The organism is Methylocapsa sp. S129, assembly GCF_009765995.1.
Classification (GTDB): domain Bacteria; phylum Pseudomonadota; class Alphaproteobacteria; order Rhizobiales; family Beijerinckiaceae; genus Roseiarcus.
In genome coordinates, this window is sequence record NZ_LMUI01000060.1 from 18,218 (window position 1) to 40,591 (window position 22,374).

Annotated in this window: 16 protein-coding genes; 3 read left to right on the plus strand and 13 right to left on the minus strand. The window is 64.3% G+C overall.

The window, feature by feature from the left end; all coding sequences use genetic code 11:
* Both GSQ90_RS30570 and GSQ90_RS30575 read right to left on the minus strand, forming a co-directional pair.
* Positions 1–1,597 (minus strand): M56 family metallopeptidase (locus GSQ90_RS30570; RefSeq protein WP_158818776.1); only part of this gene is annotated, 1,597 nt, incomplete at its 3' end.
* Positions 1,597–1,977: a BlaI/MecI/CopY family transcriptional regulator gene (locus GSQ90_RS30575; protein ID WP_246731848.1), complete on the minus strand. Its 381-nt coding sequence runs from the start codon at positions 1,975–1,977 to the stop codon at positions 1,597–1,599. The genes GSQ90_RS30575 and GSQ90_RS30570, both read right to left, overlap by 1 nt.
* A 99-nt stretch (positions 1,978–2,076) precedes the next feature.
* Here GSQ90_RS30575 and GSQ90_RS30580 point away from each other — a divergent pair, with 99 nt between their 5' ends.
* Genes GSQ90_RS30580 through GSQ90_RS30590 form a run of 3 tightly spaced genes read left to right on the plus strand, consistent with a single transcriptional unit; the run spans position 2,077 to position 9,536 of the window.
* Entirely contained in the window at positions 2,077–3,240 is a 1,164-nt protein-coding gene (locus GSQ90_RS30580; protein WP_158818777.1) for an efflux RND transporter periplasmic adaptor subunit, read from the plus strand.
* 6 nt (positions 3,241–3,246) lie between these two features.
* The gene (locus GSQ90_RS30585; protein ID WP_158818778.1) at positions 3,247–6,432 is read left to right on the plus strand and encodes an efflux RND transporter permease subunit; all 3,186 of its coding nucleotides are present in this window, start codon (positions 3,247–3,249) and stop codon (positions 6,430–6,432) included.
* A complete protein-coding gene (locus GSQ90_RS30590) occupies positions 6,429–9,536 on the plus strand; it encodes an efflux RND transporter permease subunit (protein ID WP_256366642.1) in 3,108 nt (1,035 codons plus the stop codon). Before GSQ90_RS30585 ends, GSQ90_RS30590 begins: the two co-directional genes overlap by 4 nt.
* Before the next feature lie 662 nt (positions 9,537–10,198).
* On the opposite strand, the gene GSQ90_RS30595 is transcribed toward GSQ90_RS30590, so the two are convergent.
* The 11 genes from GSQ90_RS30595 to GSQ90_RS30645 are packed head-to-tail and all read right to left on the minus strand — an operon-like array spanning position 10,199 to position 22,344.
* Positions 10,199–11,593: an FAD-dependent oxidoreductase gene (locus tag GSQ90_RS30595; protein ID WP_158818780.1), complete on the minus strand. Its 1,395-nt coding sequence runs from the start codon at positions 11,591–11,593 to the stop codon at positions 10,199–10,201.
* Positions 11,590–12,204 (minus strand): cysteine hydrolase, encoded by a 615-nt coding sequence (locus GSQ90_RS30600; protein WP_158818781.1) that lies wholly within the window; start codon positions 12,202–12,204, stop codon positions 11,590–11,592. The genes GSQ90_RS30595 and GSQ90_RS30600 overlap by 4 nt, the downstream gene beginning before the upstream one ends.
* On the minus strand, positions 12,201–14,276 hold the full coding sequence (locus GSQ90_RS30605; RefSeq protein WP_158818782.1) for a hydantoinase/oxoprolinase family protein: 2,076 nt from the start codon (positions 14,274–14,276) through the stop codon (positions 12,201–12,203). Before GSQ90_RS30605 ends, GSQ90_RS30600 begins: the two co-directional genes overlap by 4 nt.
* Entirely contained in the window at positions 14,273–16,012 is a 1,740-nt protein-coding gene (locus tag GSQ90_RS30610; protein WP_158818783.1) for a hydantoinase B/oxoprolinase family protein, read from the minus strand. Before GSQ90_RS30610 ends, GSQ90_RS30605 begins: the two co-directional genes overlap by 4 nt.
* The gene (locus GSQ90_RS30615) at positions 16,009–16,956 is read right to left on the minus strand and encodes an oxaloacetate decarboxylase (RefSeq protein ID WP_158818784.1); all 948 of its coding nucleotides are present in this window, start codon (positions 16,954–16,956) and stop codon (positions 16,009–16,011) included. The genes GSQ90_RS30610 and GSQ90_RS30615 overlap by 4 nt, the downstream gene beginning before the upstream one ends.
* A 2-nt stretch (positions 16,957–16,958) precedes the next feature.
* A complete protein-coding gene (locus GSQ90_RS30620) occupies positions 16,959–17,672 on the minus strand; it encodes an ABC transporter ATP-binding protein (protein ID WP_158818785.1) in 714 nt (237 codons plus the stop codon).
* Entirely contained in the window at positions 17,665–18,411 is a 747-nt protein-coding gene (locus tag GSQ90_RS30625; RefSeq protein WP_158819015.1) for an ABC transporter ATP-binding protein, read from the minus strand. The genes GSQ90_RS30620 and GSQ90_RS30625 overlap by 8 nt, the downstream gene beginning before the upstream one ends.
* An 8-nt stretch (positions 18,412–18,419) precedes the next feature.
* Positions 18,420–19,409: a branched-chain amino acid ABC transporter permease gene (locus GSQ90_RS30630; protein WP_246731849.1), complete on the minus strand. Its 990-nt coding sequence runs from the start codon at positions 19,407–19,409 to the stop codon at positions 18,420–18,422.
* Positions 19,406–20,275: a branched-chain amino acid ABC transporter permease gene (locus tag GSQ90_RS30635; protein WP_158818786.1), complete on the minus strand. Its 870-nt coding sequence runs from the start codon at positions 20,273–20,275 to the stop codon at positions 19,406–19,408. Before GSQ90_RS30635 ends, GSQ90_RS30630 begins: the two co-directional genes overlap by 4 nt.
* Positions 20,276–20,284: 9 nt before the next feature.
* Positions 20,285–21,508, minus strand: a complete 1,224-nt coding sequence (locus GSQ90_RS30640; protein ID WP_158818787.1) for an ABC transporter substrate-binding protein — start codon at positions 21,506–21,508, stop codon at positions 20,285–20,287.
* Positions 21,505–22,344 (minus strand): GntR family transcriptional regulator, encoded by an 840-nt coding sequence (locus GSQ90_RS30645; protein ID WP_158818788.1) that lies wholly within the window; start codon positions 22,342–22,344, stop codon positions 21,505–21,507. The genes GSQ90_RS30640 and GSQ90_RS30645 overlap by 4 nt, the downstream gene beginning before the upstream one ends.
* Positions 22,345–22,374 lie beyond the last annotated feature (30 nt).

Below are 22,374 nucleotides of genomic sequence, written 5' to 3' on the forward strand. Positions count from 1 at the left end.
GGAACGTCAACTGAGCCGCCACGACCGTGTAGAAGAAGTCCTGATCGCTGTAGGGATATACCGCGAATTTCTTTTGATCCGTCCCTTGCGCGAATAGCTGATCGCCTTCGCGCGTGATCGAGAAATAATATATCGACGTCAGCTGATAAATTCCGACATAGCGATCAAGAACGCTTGCATCCACTTTTATCGGCGTATGCGGCGTGAGTTCTTCCGCGACGCGACGGTCAAAATCCGCCTCGAGCTGAGCGGCCGCTTCCGGCGTAATGCGTTCAAAAACCGTCGTGAGCCCATATTTGCGGTGAATTGCACGCGTGACGTTTCCCGATGCGTCCGTGATAAAGGCGTCCTGTTCGACGGCGACGGCCTGGAAGAAATCATGCTCGGTGTAGGGATATTCGGCGACAGGCGATTTGCCGGTGCGCCGGGTTAGCAGATGATCGTCTTCGCGCGTGACGGTCATGACCGACCCGCTCGCCCTATCCTCGTAGAAGCCGACGTCGGCGTCGAGAAGCTTGGAATCGATCGTGATGCGCGGGTGAGGCGCTTGTTGCTGCTCCATGGTCGTCGCTTCATCTTGCGTCACGCCTGTCGAACTCGCCGCCAGAGGGCTCGCCACGATAGCGGCGATCGGCAGGATCGCAGCGAGCAGCACGGCGCGAGCGCGCTTATCGAACGGCGTCGGAGCGCTCGGATCGGCGAGAATACGCTCGATCCGAGCGGGCAGCGTAGCGGGGCGCGCCATCGGTATGCCGCTTGGGAGAATTGGCGAGCCGGAGGCCATTTCCAGGAGGATTTGCGCATAGAGAGGCCGATCGCAAAGATCGCCGATCGCCTCGTCGTCGCTGACCGCCTCCGCGAGTTCGGACAATCTGCGCCGCAGCCACCAACTCAAAGGATTGAACCAGAAAATCGCTCTGTTCACGCTGGCTGCAAGCTGAACGTAGAAGTCGCCGCGCCGGACATGCGCCGCCTCGTGCGCGACAACGGCGGCGCGCTTCACCTGCGGCCACTCGGCATAAGCGAGCGGGAGCAGAATGATCGAACCGAAGGTTGCCGGGCCCTTGATGTCGAGGCTGACGCGGATGTCGCGCCCGCCTGTCCAGGACTCGCGAAGGGGCGTCGCTTTCCAGACGATGCGTCCGGTGATCGCGAGTCCTACGATCAATCGTGCGAGGAATATGCCGGCCGCCGCCGCATAGGCGAACAGGGCGAGCGACCGCCAGTCGAAGAACGATGGGTCGCCCGCTCCGGTCGCCTGCGGCAAGGCCCCAAGATTCGCAGCGCCTCCTGCGGCCGCCGAAGCGTTGGCCGCGGCGGCGGACGTCGCGGGGGGCGCCATTTCGGGTCGTATATCGAGGCCGCCGAGAAGGCTCGGAAACATGCGATCAAGGCCCGTCGCGCTGAGAGGAACGGGAGGCAATATAGCCGCCACAATCCTGCTCGCGATTGGCATGGACAGGGAGACGATAAGAACGATCGTCCAGGCCGCCAACTGAACGCGGGGATTGCGCAGAGGCGGCGTCCTGAGGCCAAACCAGACGACGATCGTCAGCACGAGAGTTCGCAGAGCTGCCTCCAGCAGCGCCTCCACCATCACGCCCTCCGTTGTTTCGCCTTGGCGATTTTCTCGGCCAGTCGCTGAAGCTGCGCGGAATCTAGCACAGCCGAATCGACCATGCCCACCAGGACCTCCTCGACCGACCCATTGCACATCCAATCGATGATCCGTCTCACCGCCCTCGCCGCGACTTCGCCTCGGCTTTCCGCTGCCGCGAAGACATAGGTGCGCCCGCGAACCGAGTGGGTGACAAATCCCTTGTCTTCAAGCCGCTTAAGGACGGTTCGGACGGTCGATTCCTTCAGTCGTCGCGGCAAGCGCTCGCGGACCGTATCGGCCGTCAACGGACCCGACGCCCATACGAGCTGCATCACTTCACGCTCCAGGCCGCCCAAATCGGTTGAGATTTCCATCATTGCTCTGCTATCCTCTGTAGTGCTACTTACCGTAGCGGATAGTTGTGGGCCGCACAAGATTGGGCAATGGCGTTGGACGGAGCGAGGTCGCTATCAACGATGCGGGGCGCTTTGGTCATCACTGGACTTCTGGCCCTGATCGCCGGGAGCTGGGTTTATCTCGACGAGAGACCTCTCGTCTGGGTCGCGGGCGTCTGGCGTTCAACGTCGACGGACGCCGTTGTGACGCCGCCGCCGCCGATCTCAGTTACGGTCGAGGCCGCCCGAAAGGAACTCGCGCCCATTTATCTATCGACCATCGGCACCGTGCAGGCCTTCAATACCGTCAGCGTCAAGACCCAGGTGGATGGTCAGATCACGGAGATATTGTTCCAAGAGGGGCAGGACGTAAAGGCCGGAGATAGACTGGCGATCATTGATCCCCGGCCATACCAGGCTCGCCTGGATCAGCAAATTGCCGCCCGGATGCGCGACCAGGCGCTGCTGAAGGGCGCTGAGCTTGATCTGGCTCGATACGAAGAACTGGTGAAGAAGAGCTTCGCCACGCAGCAACAGGTCGACCAGCAACAAGCGCAGGTCGGACAATATCAAGGCTCGGTGCTGAACGACGAGGCGCAAATAGACTATGCGCGCACGCAGCTCGGTTTCACCACGATCGCCTCGCCGATCGATGGGCGGGTCGGCATCCGCCAGGTCGACATCGGAAATTTTGTGCGCGCCGCCGATGGCGCCTCGATCGTCGTCATCGCCCAGTTGCGGCCGATCTCGGTGATCTTCACGGCATCGGCGGATGCGGTGGCGCGCAGCAAGCTAAGCCTCGGCGCGATGCATGTCCCCGTCATCGCTCTTGGCCAGGACGGCGTCACGGAGCTCGATCGCGGATTTGTCGAGATGGCCGACAATCAGGTCGATCAAACGACGGGAACGATCAAGCTTAAGGCTGCCTTCCCCAATGAGGTGTTGAAGCTCTGGCCAGGTAATTTCGTCAATGGGCGGCTCATCGTCGAGACACGGCGCGACGGCGTGACCGTTTCGTCCGCGGCGGTGCGTCACGGCCCACGCTGCGACTTTGCCTGGATCGTGCGAGCCGACGAGACCGCTGCGACACGGTGCGTGACGGCCGGGCAGGCGTTTGCCGGCCGCACCTTGATCGAAAAGGGTCTGGCGGTTGGGGATCGGGTGGTCGTGGATGGACAGTATCGCCTTGAGGAGGGCAGCAAAGTTGAGGCGCGACCGCCGGCGCCGACGAAGCCGACGGGGTAGCGCGACGTGAACCTCTCTCGCCCCTTCATCCTGCGACCGATCGCCACCACGCTGCTGGTCGCGGCGACCGTGCTGCTGGGGATCATCGGCTATGCGCTCTTGCCTGTCGCGGCTTTGCCGGAAGTCGACTTCCCAACGATCCAGGTCGTGACCGGCTACCCCGGCGCATCGCCGGACGTTATGGCGACGTCGGTGACGGCGCCGCTCGAGCATTTTTTCGGCCAGATCGCCGGCTTGACGTCGATGAATTCGACGAGCTCGGAAGGCGTGAGCCAGATCACGCTGCAATTCAATCTGTCTCGCCGCATCGATTCGGCGGCGCAGGACGTGCAGGCCCAGATCAACGCCTCTGCCGATTGGGTGCCGACCGCCGAACTCCCCAATCCTCCGACCTACCGCGAGGTCAACCCGGCCGATACGCCGGTGCTGATCCTTGCTCTGACCTCCGACACGCTGCCGCTGCACATTGTGGACGATTACGCCGAAACGGTCCTCGTGCAAAAGCTGTCGCAGATCGACGGCGTCGGCGAAGTGACCGCGGAAGGCGGTCAAAGGCGCGCGGTGCGGCTGGAGGTCAATCCCGCCAAACTGGCGGGGCTCGGACTCTCGATGGAGGATGTCCGCCTTGCGGTCGCGGCAACCACTTCGGACCTGCCGAAGGGCAGTCTGAATGGCGAGCGCCAGGCGTTTCAGATCGGCTCCAATGATCAGCTTTTCGTCGCCGACGCCTATCTGAACGCCGTGATCGCCTATCGCAACGGCGCGCCGGTCCTGCTGCGCGACGTCGGCGTCGCCATCGACGGCGTCGAGGACGCCGAATTGGCGGGGTGGTACGCTTCAAGCCGGGCGCTCAGGGACGGAAAGCCGGCGATCATCCTCGATATTCGGCGCCAGCCCGGCGCCAATATCATCGAGGTCGTCGACGCCATCCACGCGCTTTTGCCGAGGCTGCGGTCGTCGCTGCCGCCAGGGCTCAAGATCGATGTGGTGACCGACCGAACGACCACCATCCGGGCGGCGATCGCCGACGTGAAATTCACGCTGGCGCTGACCGTGGCGCTGGTCGTGATGGTGATCTTCGTTTTCCTCCGGAAACTTTGGGCCACGGTGATTCCCAGCGTCGCGTTGCCGGTGTCGCTCGTCGCCACCTTCGGCGGCATGGCGTTATTCGGCTTCAGCCTGGACAATCTCTCGTTGATGGCGCTGACGGTCGCGTCGGGTTTCGTAGTCGACGACGCGATCGTGATGATCGAAAATATCGTCCGGCACATTGAGAACGGCGAACCTCCTGTGGAGGCCGCGCTGAAGGGCGCGCGACAGATCGGCTTCACGGTCGTCTCGCTGACCATATCGCTGATCGCGGTGTTCATCCCATTGTTGCTGATGGGCGGCGTGGTCGGCCGGCTGTTTCGCGAATTCGCCATCACTCTGTCCGTGGCTGTCGTCATCTCCGGCGTCGTGTCATTGACGCTGACGCCGATGATGTGCGCGAAACTGCTGCGCGCCGAAGAGCAGGAGCCCCATCGCGGCGCCTTATTCCGCTGGACCGAGCGAGGCTTTGCGCGAATGCTGGCTGGCTATGAAGTCGGCTTGAACTGGGTGCTTCGCCATCAGGCGCTGACGCTGGCGTTCAGCATCGCCACCCTCCTGGCGACGGTCATTCTGTACGGCGCTGTCGCCAAGGGTTTTCTGCCAGAGCAGGACACGGGGCTTTTGGTCGGCGTCACCGACGCCGCGCAGGACATCTCCTTCCCGGCGATGCAAGCGCGGCAGCAGGCCGTGGCGGAGATCGTGGCGCACGACCCGGCCGTGATCGCGGTGGATAGTTTCGTCGGCGCCGGCTCGGTCAACCCGACGTTGAATAGCGGACGGCTCTACATCAACATCGGGGCGCCGGACCGGCGCGCCGACCGGCTCGCCGCGGTGATGACGCGGCTGCAACTGGCGGCGGCGCAGGTCCAAGGCGTCACTCTTCATCTGCAGCCAGCGCAAGACATTCAGATCGAAACGCGCACGTCGCGCACCCAATATCAATACGTGCTGCAAGACCTCGATGCGACGGAGTTGCGGTTATGGAGCGGCAGGCTGCTCGCGGCGCTGCGAACGCGCCCGGAACTCGCAGATGTCGCGAGCGACTCGCAGGACGACGGCCAGCAGATGACCTTGTCAATCGACCGGCAGGCGGCCGCGCGTTATGGGGTGACGCTCGCTGCGATCGATCAGACTTTGTATGACGCCTTTGGCCAGCGTCAGATCGCCACCGTCTATGCGCAGGCCGAGCAATATCACGTCGTCATGGAGGTCGACCCGGCGTTCCGACAGGATCCCGGCGTTCTGGATAAGCTGTTCGTCACCGCCTCCGCCGCTCAGGCCTCCGGCGCCCCTGATCAGTCGGCTGGCGTCGGGCCGGGCTTTCATCAGGCGTCGGCGCCCGTGCCGCTCTCCGCCTTCGCCCGGATGGAGCGGAGCAACGCGCCGCTTCTGATCACCCACCAAGGGCTCTTCCCCTCGACGACTTTGTCTTTCAATCTTGCGCCCCGGGTCTCCCTTGGTCAGGCGGTCGCGGCGCTTCATGCGGCGGAGGCGACTGTCGGAATGCCCGACAGCGTCGCCACCAATCTCGCGGGTAGCGCCGCGGCCTTCGCGGATTCGCTGACCAGCGAAAAGGTGCTGATCGCAGCGGCGATCGTCACCGTCTATATCGTGCTCGGCGTGCTCTACGAGAGTTTCATCCACCCGATCACGATTCTCTCCACCTTGCCTTCGGCTGGCGTCGGCGCGCTTCTCGCCCTGATGGCGTTTGGCTATGACCTCGACGTGATTTCGCTTATCGGAATCATTCTCCTCATCGGCATCGTCAAGAAGAACGCCATCATGATGGTGGATTTCGCTCTGGAGGCGGAGCGCGAGGGCGGCCTTGCGCCGGAGCAGGCCATTCATCAAGCCTGCATCCTGCGCTTTCGGCCGATCATGATGACGACAATGGCGGCGCTGCTCGGCGCGCTGCCGCTGGCGGTCGGTCAAGGCGTCGGAGCGGAACTGCGGCAGCCGCTGGGCGTCGCCATCGTCGGCGGGCTCCTCGTCTCGCAGGCGCTGACCCTCTACACGACGCCGGTCATCTACCTCGCCTTCAGCGGCATGCAACGAAGCATAGGCAAGCGCGCGCGCCTCCTCGCGCGCCTGACGTCATGATCGGCGCGCTCTGCATAAGGCGCCCGGTGGCGACGATTTTGCTGACGCTGGGCGTTCTGATGCTCGGCGTGCTGGCCTACGCCAGCCTTCCGATCGCCGCGCTGCCGAGCGTCGACCGGCCGACCGTGAGCGTCTACGCCTATTTGCCGGGCGCGAGCCCCGACACGATGGCGACCTCCGTCGGCGTCCCGCTGGAGCGTCAGCTTGGCGTCATTCCCGGCATCGCAGAGATGGCGTCGCTCAGCTCGGCCGACGGCGAAGAAATCGATATCCAATTCACGCTGCAGAAGACGCTGGATAGCGCCGCTGGCGCTGTGCAGGCGGCGATCAACGCGGCGCTGCCCAATCTGCCGCATGACCTGCCCCAGCCTCCCACCTATTACAAGGCCGATCCAGGCGGCGTCCCCATGATCGTGCTCGCCCTGACGTCCGATGTGCTTGAGCCGGGAGAGGTCTACGACGTCGCCGATAGCGTGGTCGCGCAAAAGCTGTCGCGGATCGCGGGCGTGTCGCGCGTGGTGATCAGCGGCGCGGAACGCGCCGCGGTGCGGGTGCGCGTCAATCCAAAGCGCCTGGCCGATATGGGATTGTCGCTTGAGATCGTCCGGACGGCGATCGACACGGCGACCCGTGAAATGCCTAAAGGCCATATCGACTACGGCGGACAAAGGCTTTCGCTCGCCGCCAATGATCAACTTTATCGCGCCGACGACTTTCGGCGCATAGCCGTGACCTGGCGGAATGGCGCGCCGGTGTTGCTTGGCGAACTCGCCGAGGTCACGGACAGCGTGCTGAACGATCTGCAGGCCGGATGGTTCGATCGCAAGTCCGCCGTGACCGTGCTCGTTTTTCGTCAGCCTGACGCCAATATCGTTGCGACGGTCGATCAGGTCCTCGCGGCGCTGCCGGAACTCCAACATTTCATGCCGCCCTCGATCAAGGCGGATGTCGTATTCGATCGCACCGCCTTGATACGCGCTTCGGTGGCGGATGTGCAGCGCACCATCGGCATCGCTATCGTTCTCGTAATTATGGTCATCGCCTTGTTCGTCCGCCGCCTGTCGGCGACAATGATCCCGGCGGTTACAATCCCCGTCGTCCTTGCAGGCACGCTCGCGGCGATGTCGGCGCTCGGCTACAGTCTCGACAATCTTTCGCTCATGGCGCTGACTATCGCTGTCGGCTTCGTTGTCGACGACGCGGTGATCATCATCGAGAATGTCATCCGCCGCATGGAGGAGGGGAGTGCGGCGCCCCAGGCCGCCTTGGCGGCCTGCGCGCAGTTGAGCTGGACCATCGTCTCGATCACGGCGGCATTGATCGGAGCGCTCATTCCGGTGCTGTTCATGCCGGACATTGTCGGGCGCTATTTCAGGGAATTCGGATTAACGCTCGTCACCGCGATCGTGCTGTCAGCCGTTATCTCTTTGACGCTCACGCCGATGATGTGCGCTCGGCTCCTGGGGCGCTCTCAGGCCCGCTACGCTGCTGGCCGCGACGAGGCCCGATGGGCTCGGATCGCTGGATTGCCGGAAGCGGCCTATGGCCGCTGCCTCGATTGGTGTTTGCGCCGCCGCGCCACATGCCTTGTGGCGACCCTGCTGATCGCCGTGGCCACATTCTCGCTCTATTGGATTCTGCCCAAGGGATATATGCCGACGCAGGACACCGGGGTGTTGCACATCCGCGCCATCGCCAACCCCAGCATTTCTTTCGTCGAGATGGAGCGGCTTCAACAGGAGGCGAACGATATCGTTCTGGCCGATCCCGCGGTCGACGCCGTAAGCTCCTATATCGGCGGCGTGATGAGCTGGGGCGATCTTTGGATCGGTCTCAAACCTCCGAATGTTCGAGGCGAATCGATCCAGACGGTGATCGACAGGCTTCGCCCTCGATTGCAAAAGATCGAAGGCCTGCGCGTTTTCCTGAATCCTGTGCAAGACCTGAATGTCGGGCTCGGCGGCTCGGCCTCTCGCTATCAATATCGGGTTACGGGGACCGACGTCGACGAAGTCGTTCGCGCCGGCGAGGCGCTGCGCCAACGCATGATCCATATGCCTGAGCTCGTTGACGTTATCAGCAACGTCGATACGCGCGCCGGACTTCAGGCTGGCCTGGCGGTCGATCGCGTCCAGGCGGGCCGGTTCGGCATCACGCCGCTGGCCATCGACAATGCGCTGTATGACGCCTTTGGTCAGCGTCAGGTCGGCCTCATCTATCTGCCGCTGAGCTATTCCAGGGTCGTGATGGAAGTCGATCCGCGGTTCCAAGGCGATCCGTCGAGTTTCGACAATCTTTTTGTGCCCGGCGCGAGCGGCGCCCAGGTGCCTTTGGCCGAACTCACCGAACTCTGGCGGGCGCATGCCCCGATGTGGGTGCGTCACGCTCAGCAGTTCCCGACGATGACCATTTCCTTCGACACCAAATCGGGCGTGTCGATTGGCCAGGCGATCGCGGCGATACGCGCCATGCAGGCGAAGCTCTCAATTCCCGACGATCTCAAGACGGAGTTTACCGGCGAAGCGGGCGAGGCGAGCAAGTCCGGCGCGGCTCAGCTTCTGCTGTTCGTGGGCGCGGTCTTCGCCATCTACGTCGTGCTTGGAACGCTCTATGAGAGCTACGCCCATCCGCTCACCATTCTGTCGACTTTGCCGTCAGCTTCGTTCGGCGCCGTTCTCGCCCTGTGGGCGACGCGCACGGAATTCAACGTCATGACGGCGATCGCCTGCATTCTCGTGGTCGGCATGGTGATGAAGAACGCCATATTGATGGTGGACTTTGCGATCACCGCGGAGCGCACGGATGGATTGTCGGCGATCGACGCCATGAGGCGCGCCGCGCCTCAACGCCTGAGGCCCATTGTCATGACCATGCTGGTTGCCATACTGAGTGCGCTGCCGCTTGCCTTGGGGCAGGGCCCCGGACACGAACTGCGCCAGCCTATGGGAATTGCAATTGTGGGCGGCCTGCTTGTTTCCCAGTTCCTGACGCTCTTCACCACGCCGCCGATCTATGTGCTGATCGATGAAATCGGCGCCGCGTCGTTTGTCCGGCGGAGGAAGGTCGCTAGAAATCTGGTCGGCGCCGCGGCAAGTCATATTTGAAGTCAGAGTGTCGGAGCTTTGATCTTGGCGACGGAGATATCGACAGCGCAAACCGAAAGTCCGTCTGACGAGGCGATCCGCGCCATTCTGCGCGATCGCATCGACGTCGGGCTTCGTCGCGTTTCTTGGCCGCAATGTATCCATAGCCAGGACGTTGATCGCGATGGCCTGGCGTCGCCTCGCCTCATGCGCGTAAAGCGGTCGGACGGGCGAACTTCGTGTCGAGGAGAAGAAACCGCCGCTCCGTAAGTTCGACTGCCGGGAAACAAATTCTGGAGATTCTGCGTTTTCGGCGTATGCTGTTCGGACGATCGATTGGCCCCGCAGCGCCGCTTCCGTCCGGCGCCGCGAGAAAAAACGAAAAACCCCTTGCGGAAGGAAAACCGGATCTAAGTCTTTGGCATCTCACGAATCGCGGAAGCGTCCCGGAAGCCGTTCGCGCAGATATCAAGGACTTAGCCGGCATTTGGAGCGACGCATTTCCCCATTTTCCTTCCCCGGGAAGCCAAAATCCCTTCCGAGGAAATCGCGGGCGCCGTCCGTGAGCGTACGTCGCGCCAAGCTCGCCCATCACGGCGGCTGCAGGCTTGAGTTAGAGCCTGATGACTTTTGATCGAAGCTGTCGCCGATATCCGTTCGATTCAACCCATTCTCATCTGGCGCTAACGCGACGCGCCAGCCCGTGTTCCCGCGATGCGTCCGAACACGACAGCCGGCAGCAGTCCGTTGCCGGAGAGATAGCCGGCGGCTGTCGAGCCCGAGATCCCCGCCGCCGCCCCGCCCACCGCAAAGAGGTTCGGCAGGGCGTCGCCGGAAGGGCGCAGCACGCGGGCGTGTTCGTCTATCGCGAGCCCGCCCTGGGTATGGAACAGGGCGCCGGTCACGCGCACCGCCTTGTAGGGCGGCGAAAGCGCCGGAACGCTCGCGAAGATGCGTCCGAACGGGTCGGTCCCCGACAGCTTCTTCAGGCGTTCAACCTGTTCTAAGGTTTCGACGAGCGTCGCCTCGGGCAATTTTGCGAGCCGTGCAAGCGCCACGATGGAGTCAGCCGACAGCACCGCGCCAAGCGCTTCCGCTTTGCGGAAATCGTCAAACTGCCGGGCGATTCCGGCGATGCGTTCGTCGAAAATATCGAACGCGATTCCATTCGCTTTGATCAGAACCACGGCGGCCTGCTCCGAATAGCCCTGCGATTCATCGGAGAAGCGTCGCCCCGACGCATCTACCTGGAAACCGCCTTCCATGATCGCGGCCCAGGTGATGAGAATCCCGTGGGGATGAGCGACCGAGCCATGCCCCTGATAAGCCGACATGAAGCGCAATTCGGCGCCGAGCTTCTCGCCCCACAGCACGGCGTCGCCGCGATTGCCGGGATGGCCGAAATAGAGCGCGTCGTTCATTTCGGGAATGTGGCGGCGTACGAGATCGCGATTGCCGCCATAGCCGTTGCAGGCGAGCACCAGCGCGCCGCAACCGATGCGTTCGCCCGAACCATCGGGACGTTGGACGTAAACGCCGCGCACCCTTCCGTCCGCGGCCGCGTAGAGGCTTGTCACGGTCGCTTCGGTCAGAATCGGCAGGCCAGCGGTCTCCACCGCTGTGCGCAGACGGTCGATCAGTTCGGCTCCCGAACGTGAGGGCAGGCCATGCATGCGGCGGGCGCCATGGCCGGGGTAGTCGAAATCATGCACCACCGAGAACGGCAGGTCGTATTTATCCGCCAGCCATTCGATGGTCGCCGCGGCCGATTGCGTCAGCGCGGCGACTATGACGGGATCGGCTTGGTTGTGCGCCTTGCGCTGGATATCGGCGGCAAATAGCGCCGGCGCGTCGGCGATGCCGCGCTCCCGCTGAAAACGCGTTCCCGCGGCGGGAATCAGGCCAGCCGAAAGCGCCGTCGAGCCGCGCGGCAGCGGATCGCGCTCGATGACGAGAACCTCGCGGCCGGCTTCGTTCGCCGCCAGCGCCGCGCATAGCCCGGCGGCGCCGGCGCCGATGATGAGCACGGGAACGTTGGTCTCGAAAGCGATCCCCGCTGCATCCAGTACAAGGCTCATGGCGCGCTCAATTCGGCGACGGCCTCGGCGACTGTCATCACCGGGCTTACCGGCCTGAGAGCAGCGACGGCCGTTTCATGCACGGACGTCGAAAACGCCGCGCAGCCGTCCGATAGTAAGACGGTGGCGAAGTCGCGCACATGCGCTTCGCGCAATGTCGAGGCGACGCCGCCATTGGTGACGATCCCGCCGATATAGAGCTTCTCGATTCCCGCTTTGCGCAGGACCCATTCGAGCCTCGTCATATAGAAGGCGGAATAGGCGATTTTCTCCACCGCGAGATCGGCGGGCGCGAGTTCGTCGACGAGCGCGTGCCCCCAGGCGCCGGGCGCAAAGTCGCCCTTGCCGAGGAAGGGGCGCAGCGCTGTGAGATGCGACGCGATCATCGGCTCGCCGCCCTTGGCTGGAACCAGCGTGAATTGCGTGGCGACTATCCATCCTCCGCGACGGCGAACAAGATCGGCGAGCGGCTTGAGGCGCGCAGGCAGCGCGGCGATTTCCGGCGCGCTCTGTCCGGCGCGCCCATAGGCGCCGTTCGGGTGCACGAAATCGTTTTGCAGATCGCAGAGCAGCAAGGCCGTGCGGGCGATCGGAACGGGCAGCACGCTCATTTCGATATCCTTTCGATGATGAGATTGCCGAAGCGATCGACCAGCGCCGTGAGGCCGGGATCGAGCACGGTGGTCGCATCAGGCTGCTCCAGCACGGCGGGCCCCTCGACGACGGCGCCGATCGGCAGATCGAGCCGCGACCAGATCGCCGCTTCCCGCCAGCCGCCGGCGAACCAGACCTGCCGCGTTCCGCGCCGCGCGGCTTCAAGCGACAGATCCGGACCCGGCGCCAGCGCCGCGAGATCGAAGACCGGCCGCCGCCCGATCGCCGCCGTTCGCAGCGAAACGATGCGGACCGGAATTTCCGACAGGATTTGGCTGAACTGCTTGCGGTAGGCCGCCTCGAAGGCGGTGCGGACGATCGCCTCGGTCACTTCGACGCCATTGTCGTCGAGCGTCACAGGCAAGGGCGTGGCGACGCTATGCGTCTGGCCGAGGTAATGCATGTCGAGTTCGTAGACGACATCGACGCTGTCCACGGCGACGCCAGCCGCGTCGACGACTCTTTTTGCCTCTCGTCCGGCCTCGACCATCCGCGCTTCGAGCGCACGTGCGTCCAACCCTGCGAGATCCAAGTTCACGGTCAGCACCTGATCATGCCGAAGATCCGCGATCACGCAGCCGAGCGCGCTTGTGATGCCCGGAAAGCGCGGCACAATGGCGCTGGAAAGACCGACTTCGCCAATCAGGGCGCCCGCGTGGAGCGCCCCGCCGCCGCCGAACGGCATGATGGCGAAACGCCCGGGATCATGTCCGCGTTCGATCGAGACAAGCCGTATCGCTCCGGCCATGCGCGCATTGGCGACGCGCACAATCGCTTCGGCCGCGTGGATGGCGCCAAGCCCGAGCGGTACGCCGATATGCCTAGCGATCGCCGCTGTCGCCGCCTCCACATCGAGCCTCGCCTGCTTGCCGCCGATCGGGCGATCCGCATTGATGCGCCCGAGCACGACATTGGCGTCGGTCAGGGTTGGACGCGTCGCGCCCTGGCCGTAGCAGACCGGTCCTGGCCGCGAGCCCGCGCTTTCGGGTCCGACCTGTAGCAAGCCGCCTTTATCGACGTGGGCGATCGATCCGCCGCCGGCGCCGATTGTCGTGATTTCGATCATCGGCGTACGGATGACGAGGCCGAAATCGATCGTCGTTTGGGCGGCGAGCGACGAGGCGCCGCCGGCGATCAGCGAAACGTCGAACGAGGTGCCTCCGAGATCGGCGGTGATGACGTTGGAATAGCCTGCCGCTCGCGCGATCGCGGCGGCGGCGATGACGCCGGCGGCGGGACCTGAAAGCGCAGTCCGGACGGGCAACCGGCGCGCTGTGGCCGTCGACATGACGCCGCCGTTCGATTGCACGATATGAAACCGGCCCCCGAATTGATCGAGAGCCAAGGCATCGCCGAGTTTATCGAGGTAGGAGCTGACGACGGGCTGCAGGTAGGCGTTGATCGCCGTCGTCGAACTTCTCTCGAATTCCCGAATTTCGGGCAGAATCTCATAGGAAGTCGCGATGTTCTCGTTCGGCCAGACTTCGCGGGCGGCGGTCGCGGCGGCGCGTTCGTTGGCTGGGTTGGCGTAGGCGTTGATGAAAACGATCGCCAGCGCCTGCGCGCCCTTCGCGACCAGTTTGCGCGCGGCGTCCTCCACGGCGGCGAGATCGACGGCCTGGCGTATGGTTCCATCCGCCAGGACGCGCTCGTCCACTTCGATGCGCATGTCCCGATCGATCAGGGGAACGAAATCGCCCCAGAGGCCCCAGGTGCGCGGCCGGTCGCGCCGGCGCATCTCCAGCACGTCGCGAAAGCCGCGCGTCGTGATGAGGCCGACGCGCGCGCCTTTGCGCTCAAGCAGCGCATTGGTGCCAACCGTGGTGCCGTGAACGATCGCGCCCATTTCCCGGATCGGCCCCAATCGGCGGAGGCCCTCGATAAAGCCGACAGCTTCATCGCCGCGGTTCGAAGGCGCCTTGGCGGTTGCAAAGCGCCGCTCGGCTTCATCAAACCAGAAGAGATCGGTGAAAGTGCCGCCCACATCGACGCCGACGATCGTCGGCGGCGGCTTCTTCGGTCCGGTCATGCGACGCTCCGCGCGCGCAACGCCTGAGTTTGCTCGGAATCGAGTTCGCCCTCGGGCGTAACCTCGATCCTGTAGTCGGTGCGCGCCGCCGCGGCCGAGACATAGCCGAGCCGGACATCGCGCGCGACGATGGCGCCTTCGCGCCCCAGCGGGTGGCCCCAGCCGCCGCCGCCTGGCGTCTCCAACCTGACGCGTTGACCCTGGCGAACCCGGACATCCGTGACCTTGGAGGCGAGCGGCGGATGGGCGTCGCCGCTGTCGGTCTGCCACGAAAAGACGTTGAGGGCCGCCGGCCCGCCGCCGTTGACGCCGAATGGCGCGAACCGGCCGCGCTCGCCGAGTAGGAATGCGTCGGCGCCGTTGGGCGCAAGCGCCTCGATCTCATAGATGGCTCCGAGGCCGCCGCGATGGAGCCCGGGCCCGGCGCTGTCGGGACGCAGAGCCCATTGAGTGAACAGGATGGGATAGGCCGCCTCCAAGATTTCGGCGGGCGGGATCGTCGCCATCGAAATCGGGTTGTTGCCGTGATTGAGCCCGTCGGTCTCCGGATTGCCGCCGAGGCCGCCGCCGAAGAAGGAGAACATCACCCAACGCTGGCCGCCGGCGCGATAGCCCGCGAGCGAAAGCGCATTGATCGTGCCGAAAGGCGCCGCCGTCGCGCGTTCCGGCATGATCGTCGCAAGCGCGCCGAAGACAACGCCGATGACGCGCAGGATTGTTTCGGTATAGCCGCCGACAGGCTTTGGCCAAGATACGCCGAGCAGCGTCGTGTTCGGAATGATGAATTCGATCGGCGCGAGGCAGCCGGCATTGGCGGGCACGTCCGTGAAGACATGTTTCAGCGCGACGTAACAGCAGGCGACGGCGGTCGAGCGCGCGATGTTGAGCGGCCCGGCGCATGGCGCCGACGATCGCGAGAAATCAAGGATCATCGCGTCGCCCCTGATTGTCAGGTCGAGCGCGATCGTCAGTTTTTCGTCAGTGACGCCGTCATTGTCGAGATAGTCCTCGAAGCTCGTCCGGCCGTCCGGCAGCGCTGCTATGTTTTCGCGCATCAAGGCTTCGGCGCGTCGCATGAAAGCGTCGAGCGCTTCGGAGACGATTGCCTCGCCATATTGGTCGAGCACGTCGGCGAGCCGCCGCTCGCCAAGGTCGAGCGCATTCAACTGGCCGTGCAGGTCGCCATAATTCGATTGCGGCACGCGGCTGTTGGCCGACAGGATCGCAATGATGTCATCGTTGAGCCTGCCTTGCGCGATGAGCTTGACCGGCGGGAAGCGCACGCCCTCCTGCAGGCTCTCGGTCGCGCGTGCGTTGAAGCCGCCCGGAACGTTGCCGCCAATGTCGAGCCAATGGCCGACCGAGGCTAGCCAGCAGAACAGGACGCCCTTGCGGAACACGGGCCGCACCAGCCGGAAGTCGTTGAGATGCGTGCCGCCGTCATAGGGATCGTTGAAGATGAACGTGTCGCCGGGCTCGAGGCCGCCGTCGCGGGCGACTTTATCGATCACTGCTTTGACGGCGAAAGCCATCGCGCCGACGAAAATCGGCAGGCCCGTTGTTCCTTGCACCAGCGTTGCGCCTGTCTCAGCATGATAAAGGCCGTGGCAGGCGTCGTGCGCCTCGGCGATGATCGGGTTGAACGCGGAGCGATAGAGCGTCGCGTCCATTTCATCGGCGATCTGCTCCAGCCGGCCCTTGAGGATGGCGAGCGTGACGGGGTCCAACGCGCTCATCGGGCAGCCTTCGACGGCGCCTGATAATCTTCCTCGTAGCCCTTGCCGCGCTCCAGCATCGCCGGCGTGCCGACGATTTCGTTGATTGCCTGAAAGTCGAACATCCGGTTGCGGAATCCGTCGGTGGTGCCGTCGCGTCGGAGGACTCCGTAGAAGTCCTGCGCCGTGAAGGCCAGTGCGCGCACGATGGCGCCGGGAAAGATGACGAGCCGGAAGCCGATCGCCTGCAAATCGGGGCCGGAAAGGATCGGGGTCTGGCCGCCTTCGACCATATTGGCCATCAGCGGCGCGTATGGCCCGAGCGCTTGCGCCACAACGCTGAGCTGCTCGCGCGTGCGCGGCGCTTCGACGAACAGGATATCCGCGCCCGCCTCGGCGTAACTTTCCGCCCGCTCGACAGCCGCCTCGAACCCTTCGACGGCCAAGGCGTCGGTGCGTGCGATGACGAGGGTCTCGTCGCTGCGGCGCGCATCGACGGCCGCGCGTATCTTGCCGACCATCTCCAGCATCGGGACCACGCCCTTGTCGGCGAGGTGACCGCAGCGCTTGGGAAAGGTCTGGTCTTCGATCTGAATCGCGGCGGCGCCCGCGCGTTCGAACAGGCGAACGGTCCGTTGCACGTTCAAAGCATTGCCGTAACCCGTGTCGGCGTCGACGATGACGGGCGTCTCCACACGTTCGCATATATGCGCCAGCGTATCGGCGACCTCGGTCATCGAGACGAGGCCGATGTCGGGCTGGCCAAGCTTGGTATAGGCGATGGCGGCGCCGGAAAGGTAGAGCGCCTCAAAACCGGCCGCGGCGGCGAGCGAAGCCGTCAGAGCGTCATAGACGCCTGGCGCGACGATGATGTGGCTTTGCGCGATGCGCGGCTTAAGCGAGGCCGGCCGGAGAGGCCGCCCGTCGCGGGCGCGCGCCGATGGAGCGTGGGAATCATTCGTCATGGTCACATCCCAAGGTAGGTTTTCTCAAGTTCGGGGTCGCGCGCCAGGTCTTCGCCGCGTCCTGACAGCGCGAAGCGGCCGTTCTCCAGCACATGGGCGCGCGTCGCGATCGCCAGCGACTGCATGACGTTCTGCTCGACGAGAAGGATCGTCATGCCTTCGGCGTTGAGGTGCACAATAAGCGCGAACATTTCCTCGACCAGCAGCGGCGATAGGCCCAGCGAGGGCTCATCCAGGATGAGCAGGCGCGGCTGGCCCATCAGCCCGCGGCCGATCGCGAGCATCTGCTGTTCGCCGCCCGATAGCGTTCCGGCAAGCTGCGCCCGCCGTTCCCGCAGGCGCGGAAATGTGTCGAAGACCTTTTCGATATTCGCCGCTCGCTCGGCTTTGCCGCGCCGATAGCTGCCGAGCTCGAGATTTTCCCTGACGCTCATATCCGGAAAGATGCGCCGCGCTTCAGGCACGTGGATGAGGCCGGCGGCGACGATCGCCGGCGGAGCCAGATGATCGATGCGCTGGCCGCCGAAATAGATTTCGCCGGCCGCGGCGCGGATGACGCCCGAGAGCGTCTTGTTCAAGGTGGTCTTGCCGACGCCGTTCGAGCCGAGCACGGCGACGATCTCCCCGGGGCCCACTTCGAGATCGACGCCGCGCAGCACTTCGGTTTCGCCATAGCCGGCGACAAGGCCGCGAACGCTGAGAAGCGCTTCAGCCATGCGCCACGTCCCGCGCGGCGAGCCGTTTGGCGGCGCCATGACCGAGATAGGCCTCGATCACGTTCGCATCCTTGGTGATGGCGGAGGGCGAACCCTCGGCGATGATTCGGCCCTGCGCCAGGACGAAGACCGTTTCGCAAAGACTCATGACGGCCTGCATCACATGCTCCACCATCAGCACCGTCACGCCGCCTCGCCGAATGTCCTGGATGATCGGAATGACGTCGCGCACTTCCGACGGGTTGAGGCCGGCAAGAACCTCGTCGAGCAAAAGCAGCGTCGGCTCGGTCGCGAGCGCACGCGCAAGCTCCAACCTTTTGCGGCCGGCGATCGTCAGTCCCGAAGCGGGCGCATTCAGCCGGTCAGCGAGGCCGACGCGCTCCGAGACCGCCTCGGCCTTGGCGAGCGCCTCGTCGCGGCGCGCGTGCCGCAGATGAGCGCCCACGGCGATGTTTTCGCGTACGGTCAGGCCGGCGAAGGGCTGGACGATCTGGAACGTGCGCGCGACGCCAAGCGCGGCGCGCTTGTGCGGCGCCAAGGCGCCGATATCGACGCCTTGGAAAGCGATGCGCCCGCTCGTCGGCCTCTCGAAACCAGAGATCAGTGTGAACAGCGTTGTCTTGCCGGCGCCATTGGGTCCAATCAGGCCGGTGATGCCGCCCGCATTGATGGTCAGCGACACGGAATCGACCGCAAGCACGCCGCCGAAGCGTTTGGATGCGTTCTGCACTGACAGCAGCGGCGCGCTCATGACGCCCAACGGGTCGAGAGCCCCCGTCCGAGCCGAGCCGCCAGCCCGCGCAGACCCTTTGGAGCGAAGGCGATGACGAGCACGACCAGTGCGCCGTAAAGCGCGACGTCGATTCCGGGAATGCGGCCCGTCAGGGCTTTGGCGCCTTCCGCAAGGCCGTGCAACGCCAAGGTGCCGATCAGCGGCCCGAATGCTGTTCCCAAGCCGCCGATGATCGGCGCCAGCAGCGCCTCGACGGAAACCGCGGCGCCATAGGCGATGTCGGCGTTCACATAGAGGAAATATTGCGCGTAGAAGGCTCCCGCCGCCGCCGTGACGGCGGCCGATAGCGTGATCGCCTGCAGCTTCACCTTGAATGTGTCGATGCCGAGCGCCTGCGCGGCGCTCTCGTTCTCACGGATCGCGACGAGATAGGCGCCGAAGCGCGAACGCTCGATCGCGCGCGTGAGGATCAAGACGAGGGTCACGAGCGCCAGCGCGATCCAGAAGAAGATCGCGCGGCTGGCGAACTGGAAGTTCCCCGGCGCGACGTCGAGCTTCAACAATGTTCCCGCGGCGCCGCCGGTAAAGGGCGAGGCGTTGGCAACGATGCGGAACACTTCGGCGAAGGCGAGCGTCACCAGCGCGAAATAAGAGCCGCGCAGCCCTGAGCGAAAGCTGAGGAAACCGATCGCTGCGCCGACCGCCGCGCCCGCGCCAATGGCGGCTGCGAAAGCGACATAGGCGTTCAATCCGTAGCGCGCCTGCAGGAGCGCCGTTCCATAGGCGCCTGTCCCGAAGAACGCCGCGTGTCCGAACGAGAACTGGCCGCCGTAGCCGCCTAAGATGTTCCAGCCCTGACCGGCGAGGGCGACCAGCAACGCCAGCACCATCGCATTGAGGACCGTGTTCGCCGAAGTCGCCAGCGGCGTCAACGCGAGGAGCGCCGCGACAACGAGAATCGGCGCATAAGCCGAAAACATCCCCCTTGCGCCGGAGACCGTCATGCCCGCGCTCCGAAGAGGCCTGTCGGGCGAACCAGCAGCGCGAGAATGAAGATGACGAAAATGCCGAGCTGCCCGAGGCTCTCGCCGAAATAGAGTCCCGATAGGCTTTCGACGACGCCGATGAAGAGGCCGCCGATCATCGCGCCGGGCGCTGAGCCCATACCGCCCAGCACGACTACAGTGAAGGCCACGAAAACATAGGCGTCGCCGACGCGCGGCTGCACGTAATAGCTCGGCAGCAGGACGCAGGCGGCGATTGCGAGGCAGGCGGCGCCGAGGCCGAAGGTGACGGCATAGACATGCGCCACGTCGATGCCGACGAGCGCCGCGCCGAGCTTCTCCTTGGCGACGGCGCGGATGGCCTTGCCGGTGTCGGTTTTCTTGAGCAGCGCCCAGAGCAGCGTGGCCGTCACGCACGTCACTGCGAACGCGATCACCCGCGGCGCCGGCAGAAAGACGAATCCGAGATCGACCGTCGAAAAGCCGTAGGGCACGTCAATGGTGCGCGTGTCGGATCCGAAGGCGGCGAGCAGCGCGTTCTCGATGAGAATGGAAAGCCCAAGCGTCACCAACAGGGTGTTGCTGTCTTCGCCATGGCTCGCCGGTCCGATGATATAGCGCTGCGCGCCATATCCGAGAACGAAAAACAGCGGCGCCAGGCCAAAGACCGCTATGAGCGGATCGACGCCCGCCTGCTCAGCGAAGAAGGCGGCGAACATCGCCGCCGTGAGGATCGCCCCATGCGCGAAATTGATGATGTGCAGGACGCCATAGACGAGCGTCAACGCGACCGAAACGAGCGCGTAGACCGCGCCCGTCAGGAGACCGTTGATCACGGCGGCGATGACAATCTCGGGCGCGAACATATTTGGCGGCTATGCCGGCACAGGGAAGATCGGCTTGGCGTTGGCGAAGGCGTCGGGGAAGACCACCTTGATGTCGCCGCCCTGGACCTGGGTATTCACGGGCGCGGCGCCCGTGTTCTGGCCGTTGACGAACTTTGTCGGTCCATACGGCATAATGTGCTTGGAGAAGGTCGAGGTCTCCAGCGCCGCTGTGATCTTCGCACGATCGACCGAACCGGCGCGTTCGATGGCGTCGACGAGCAGCAATACGGCCGAATAGTTCAACGCCACGTTATAGGTGAAGAACTTGCCCATGCCGTCTACTTCTTTTTTGAGGGCGATCGCCGTCTCGTTGCGCGGATCGTACCAATGGTTGGTGTCGATCACATTTTCCGCAGCCTCCGGGAATTCCTTGACGAAGCGATAGTTCGAGGCGGCGCCGTTCAATATGGCGAAAATGCCCTTGGGTTTGATGCGCTGTTGTTGCATCGTCCGCGCCAGCAGCACGAACTCGCCGTAATAGCTCGACGGAATCACGAGATCGGGGTTCTTCGCCTTGATCTGCAGAGCGACATTGGACATGTCGCGCGAGGGCGTCGGGTGGGCGATCGACTCGATCACTTCGAAGCCGCGTTTGGGAAGCTCGGTCTCCAGCAGCTTGGCGAGGCCCGAGCCGAACAGGCCGTCCTCGTGAACCAGCGCGATGGTCTTGATCGGTTTTCCCGCCGCGTCGTTCAGCTTGACAAGATTGTCGAGCGCCTGAGCGCTCACGATCGAAGACCCGGGTCCAAAACGGAATGTGTTCTTAAGTCCGCGATTGACGATCTGATCGTTGACGCCGACATCGACGATATAGGGCAGATCGTAGCGCGAGGCAGCCTGGCTGGCGGCGAGGCAGATCGGGCTGGCGAAGCCGCCGACGATCGCGCAGACCCCCTCGGCCTGCATGCGCTCGACCTCGCTGACGCCGCCTTCCGGCGTCGATAAGGCGTCGCCCTTGACCGCCTCAAGATTCACGCCACCGAGCGCCTTGACGCCGCCCGCCGCGTTGACAGCCTTGATCGCAAATTCGGCGCCGAGCTGGCCGGCCTGGCCGTCGAAGGCGAGCGCGCCGGTCAGCGGCTGCAGGATGCCGATCTTGATCGACGTCGCCTGCGCGCGCGCGAGCCCTGGCAAGGCGAAGGCGCCGGTCGCCAAGCCCACGCCCGCCTGGAGTGCGCCGCGGCGAGAAATTCCGGTTCTATGCTTTGTCATCGCCTCTTTCCCCTCTCCTCGCGGGCGTTTCCCGCTTGCGTCTCTGAACCCTTGGTCGTTCCGGCCTCGGCGTGGCCATTCTCCACCGGCGACCAGCGGCGGCCGCCATTCCTGCCCGTGCGCGCGAGATCCATGCGGAAAGCGTAGCGGTCGGGTCGATAGAGCGCGTGAAGATGCTCCACGCCGCGACCCTTGCCGTCATAGACGACGCGCGTCAGCGCGATCAGCGCCGAACCGATATCGACATTCAGCGCCGCGGCGGCTTCCGGCGAGGCGAGAACCGCGCTGATTTCCTGCGTCGCACGGTCGACGGACACGCCCGATCGCTCGAGCAGCGCGAGGAGCGGCTTCGAGGCGAGCTCAGGTTCGGTATAGGTGACGCCGATGCGCTCGGGGACATGGGTCGTCAAATAAGAGAAGGGTTCGCCATCGACGATTCGCACCCGCACCGAGCGCTGCACGCGCTCGCCCTTGACCAGGCGCAGCGCATCCGCGACCATGGCGGGAGCATCTTGATAGCTGAAAGCCAGGAGCCGCACATCGGTGGACCGGCCCATGGCGATCAAATTGCTGAGCACATCGGCGAGGTCGGCGACCACCGGTTTGACGGCATTTTGCAAGGCGATGAAGGTTCCAGCGCCCCGACGTCTGTCGATCAGGCCTTCGCGCTCCAATTCGGCGAGGGCGCGCCGCACCGTCACCCGCGAGACATTGTGCTCGCCCGCCAGTGCTTGCTCGCCTGGAAGCGTGTCGCCCGCATTGAGGCCGCCGTTGGCGATACGCTCGCGCAGCACCAGATAAACCTGACGGGCTTTTGGGAGTTCGACGCCGACCAATTCAGACTCGCAAATAGTGCTTTTAATTGT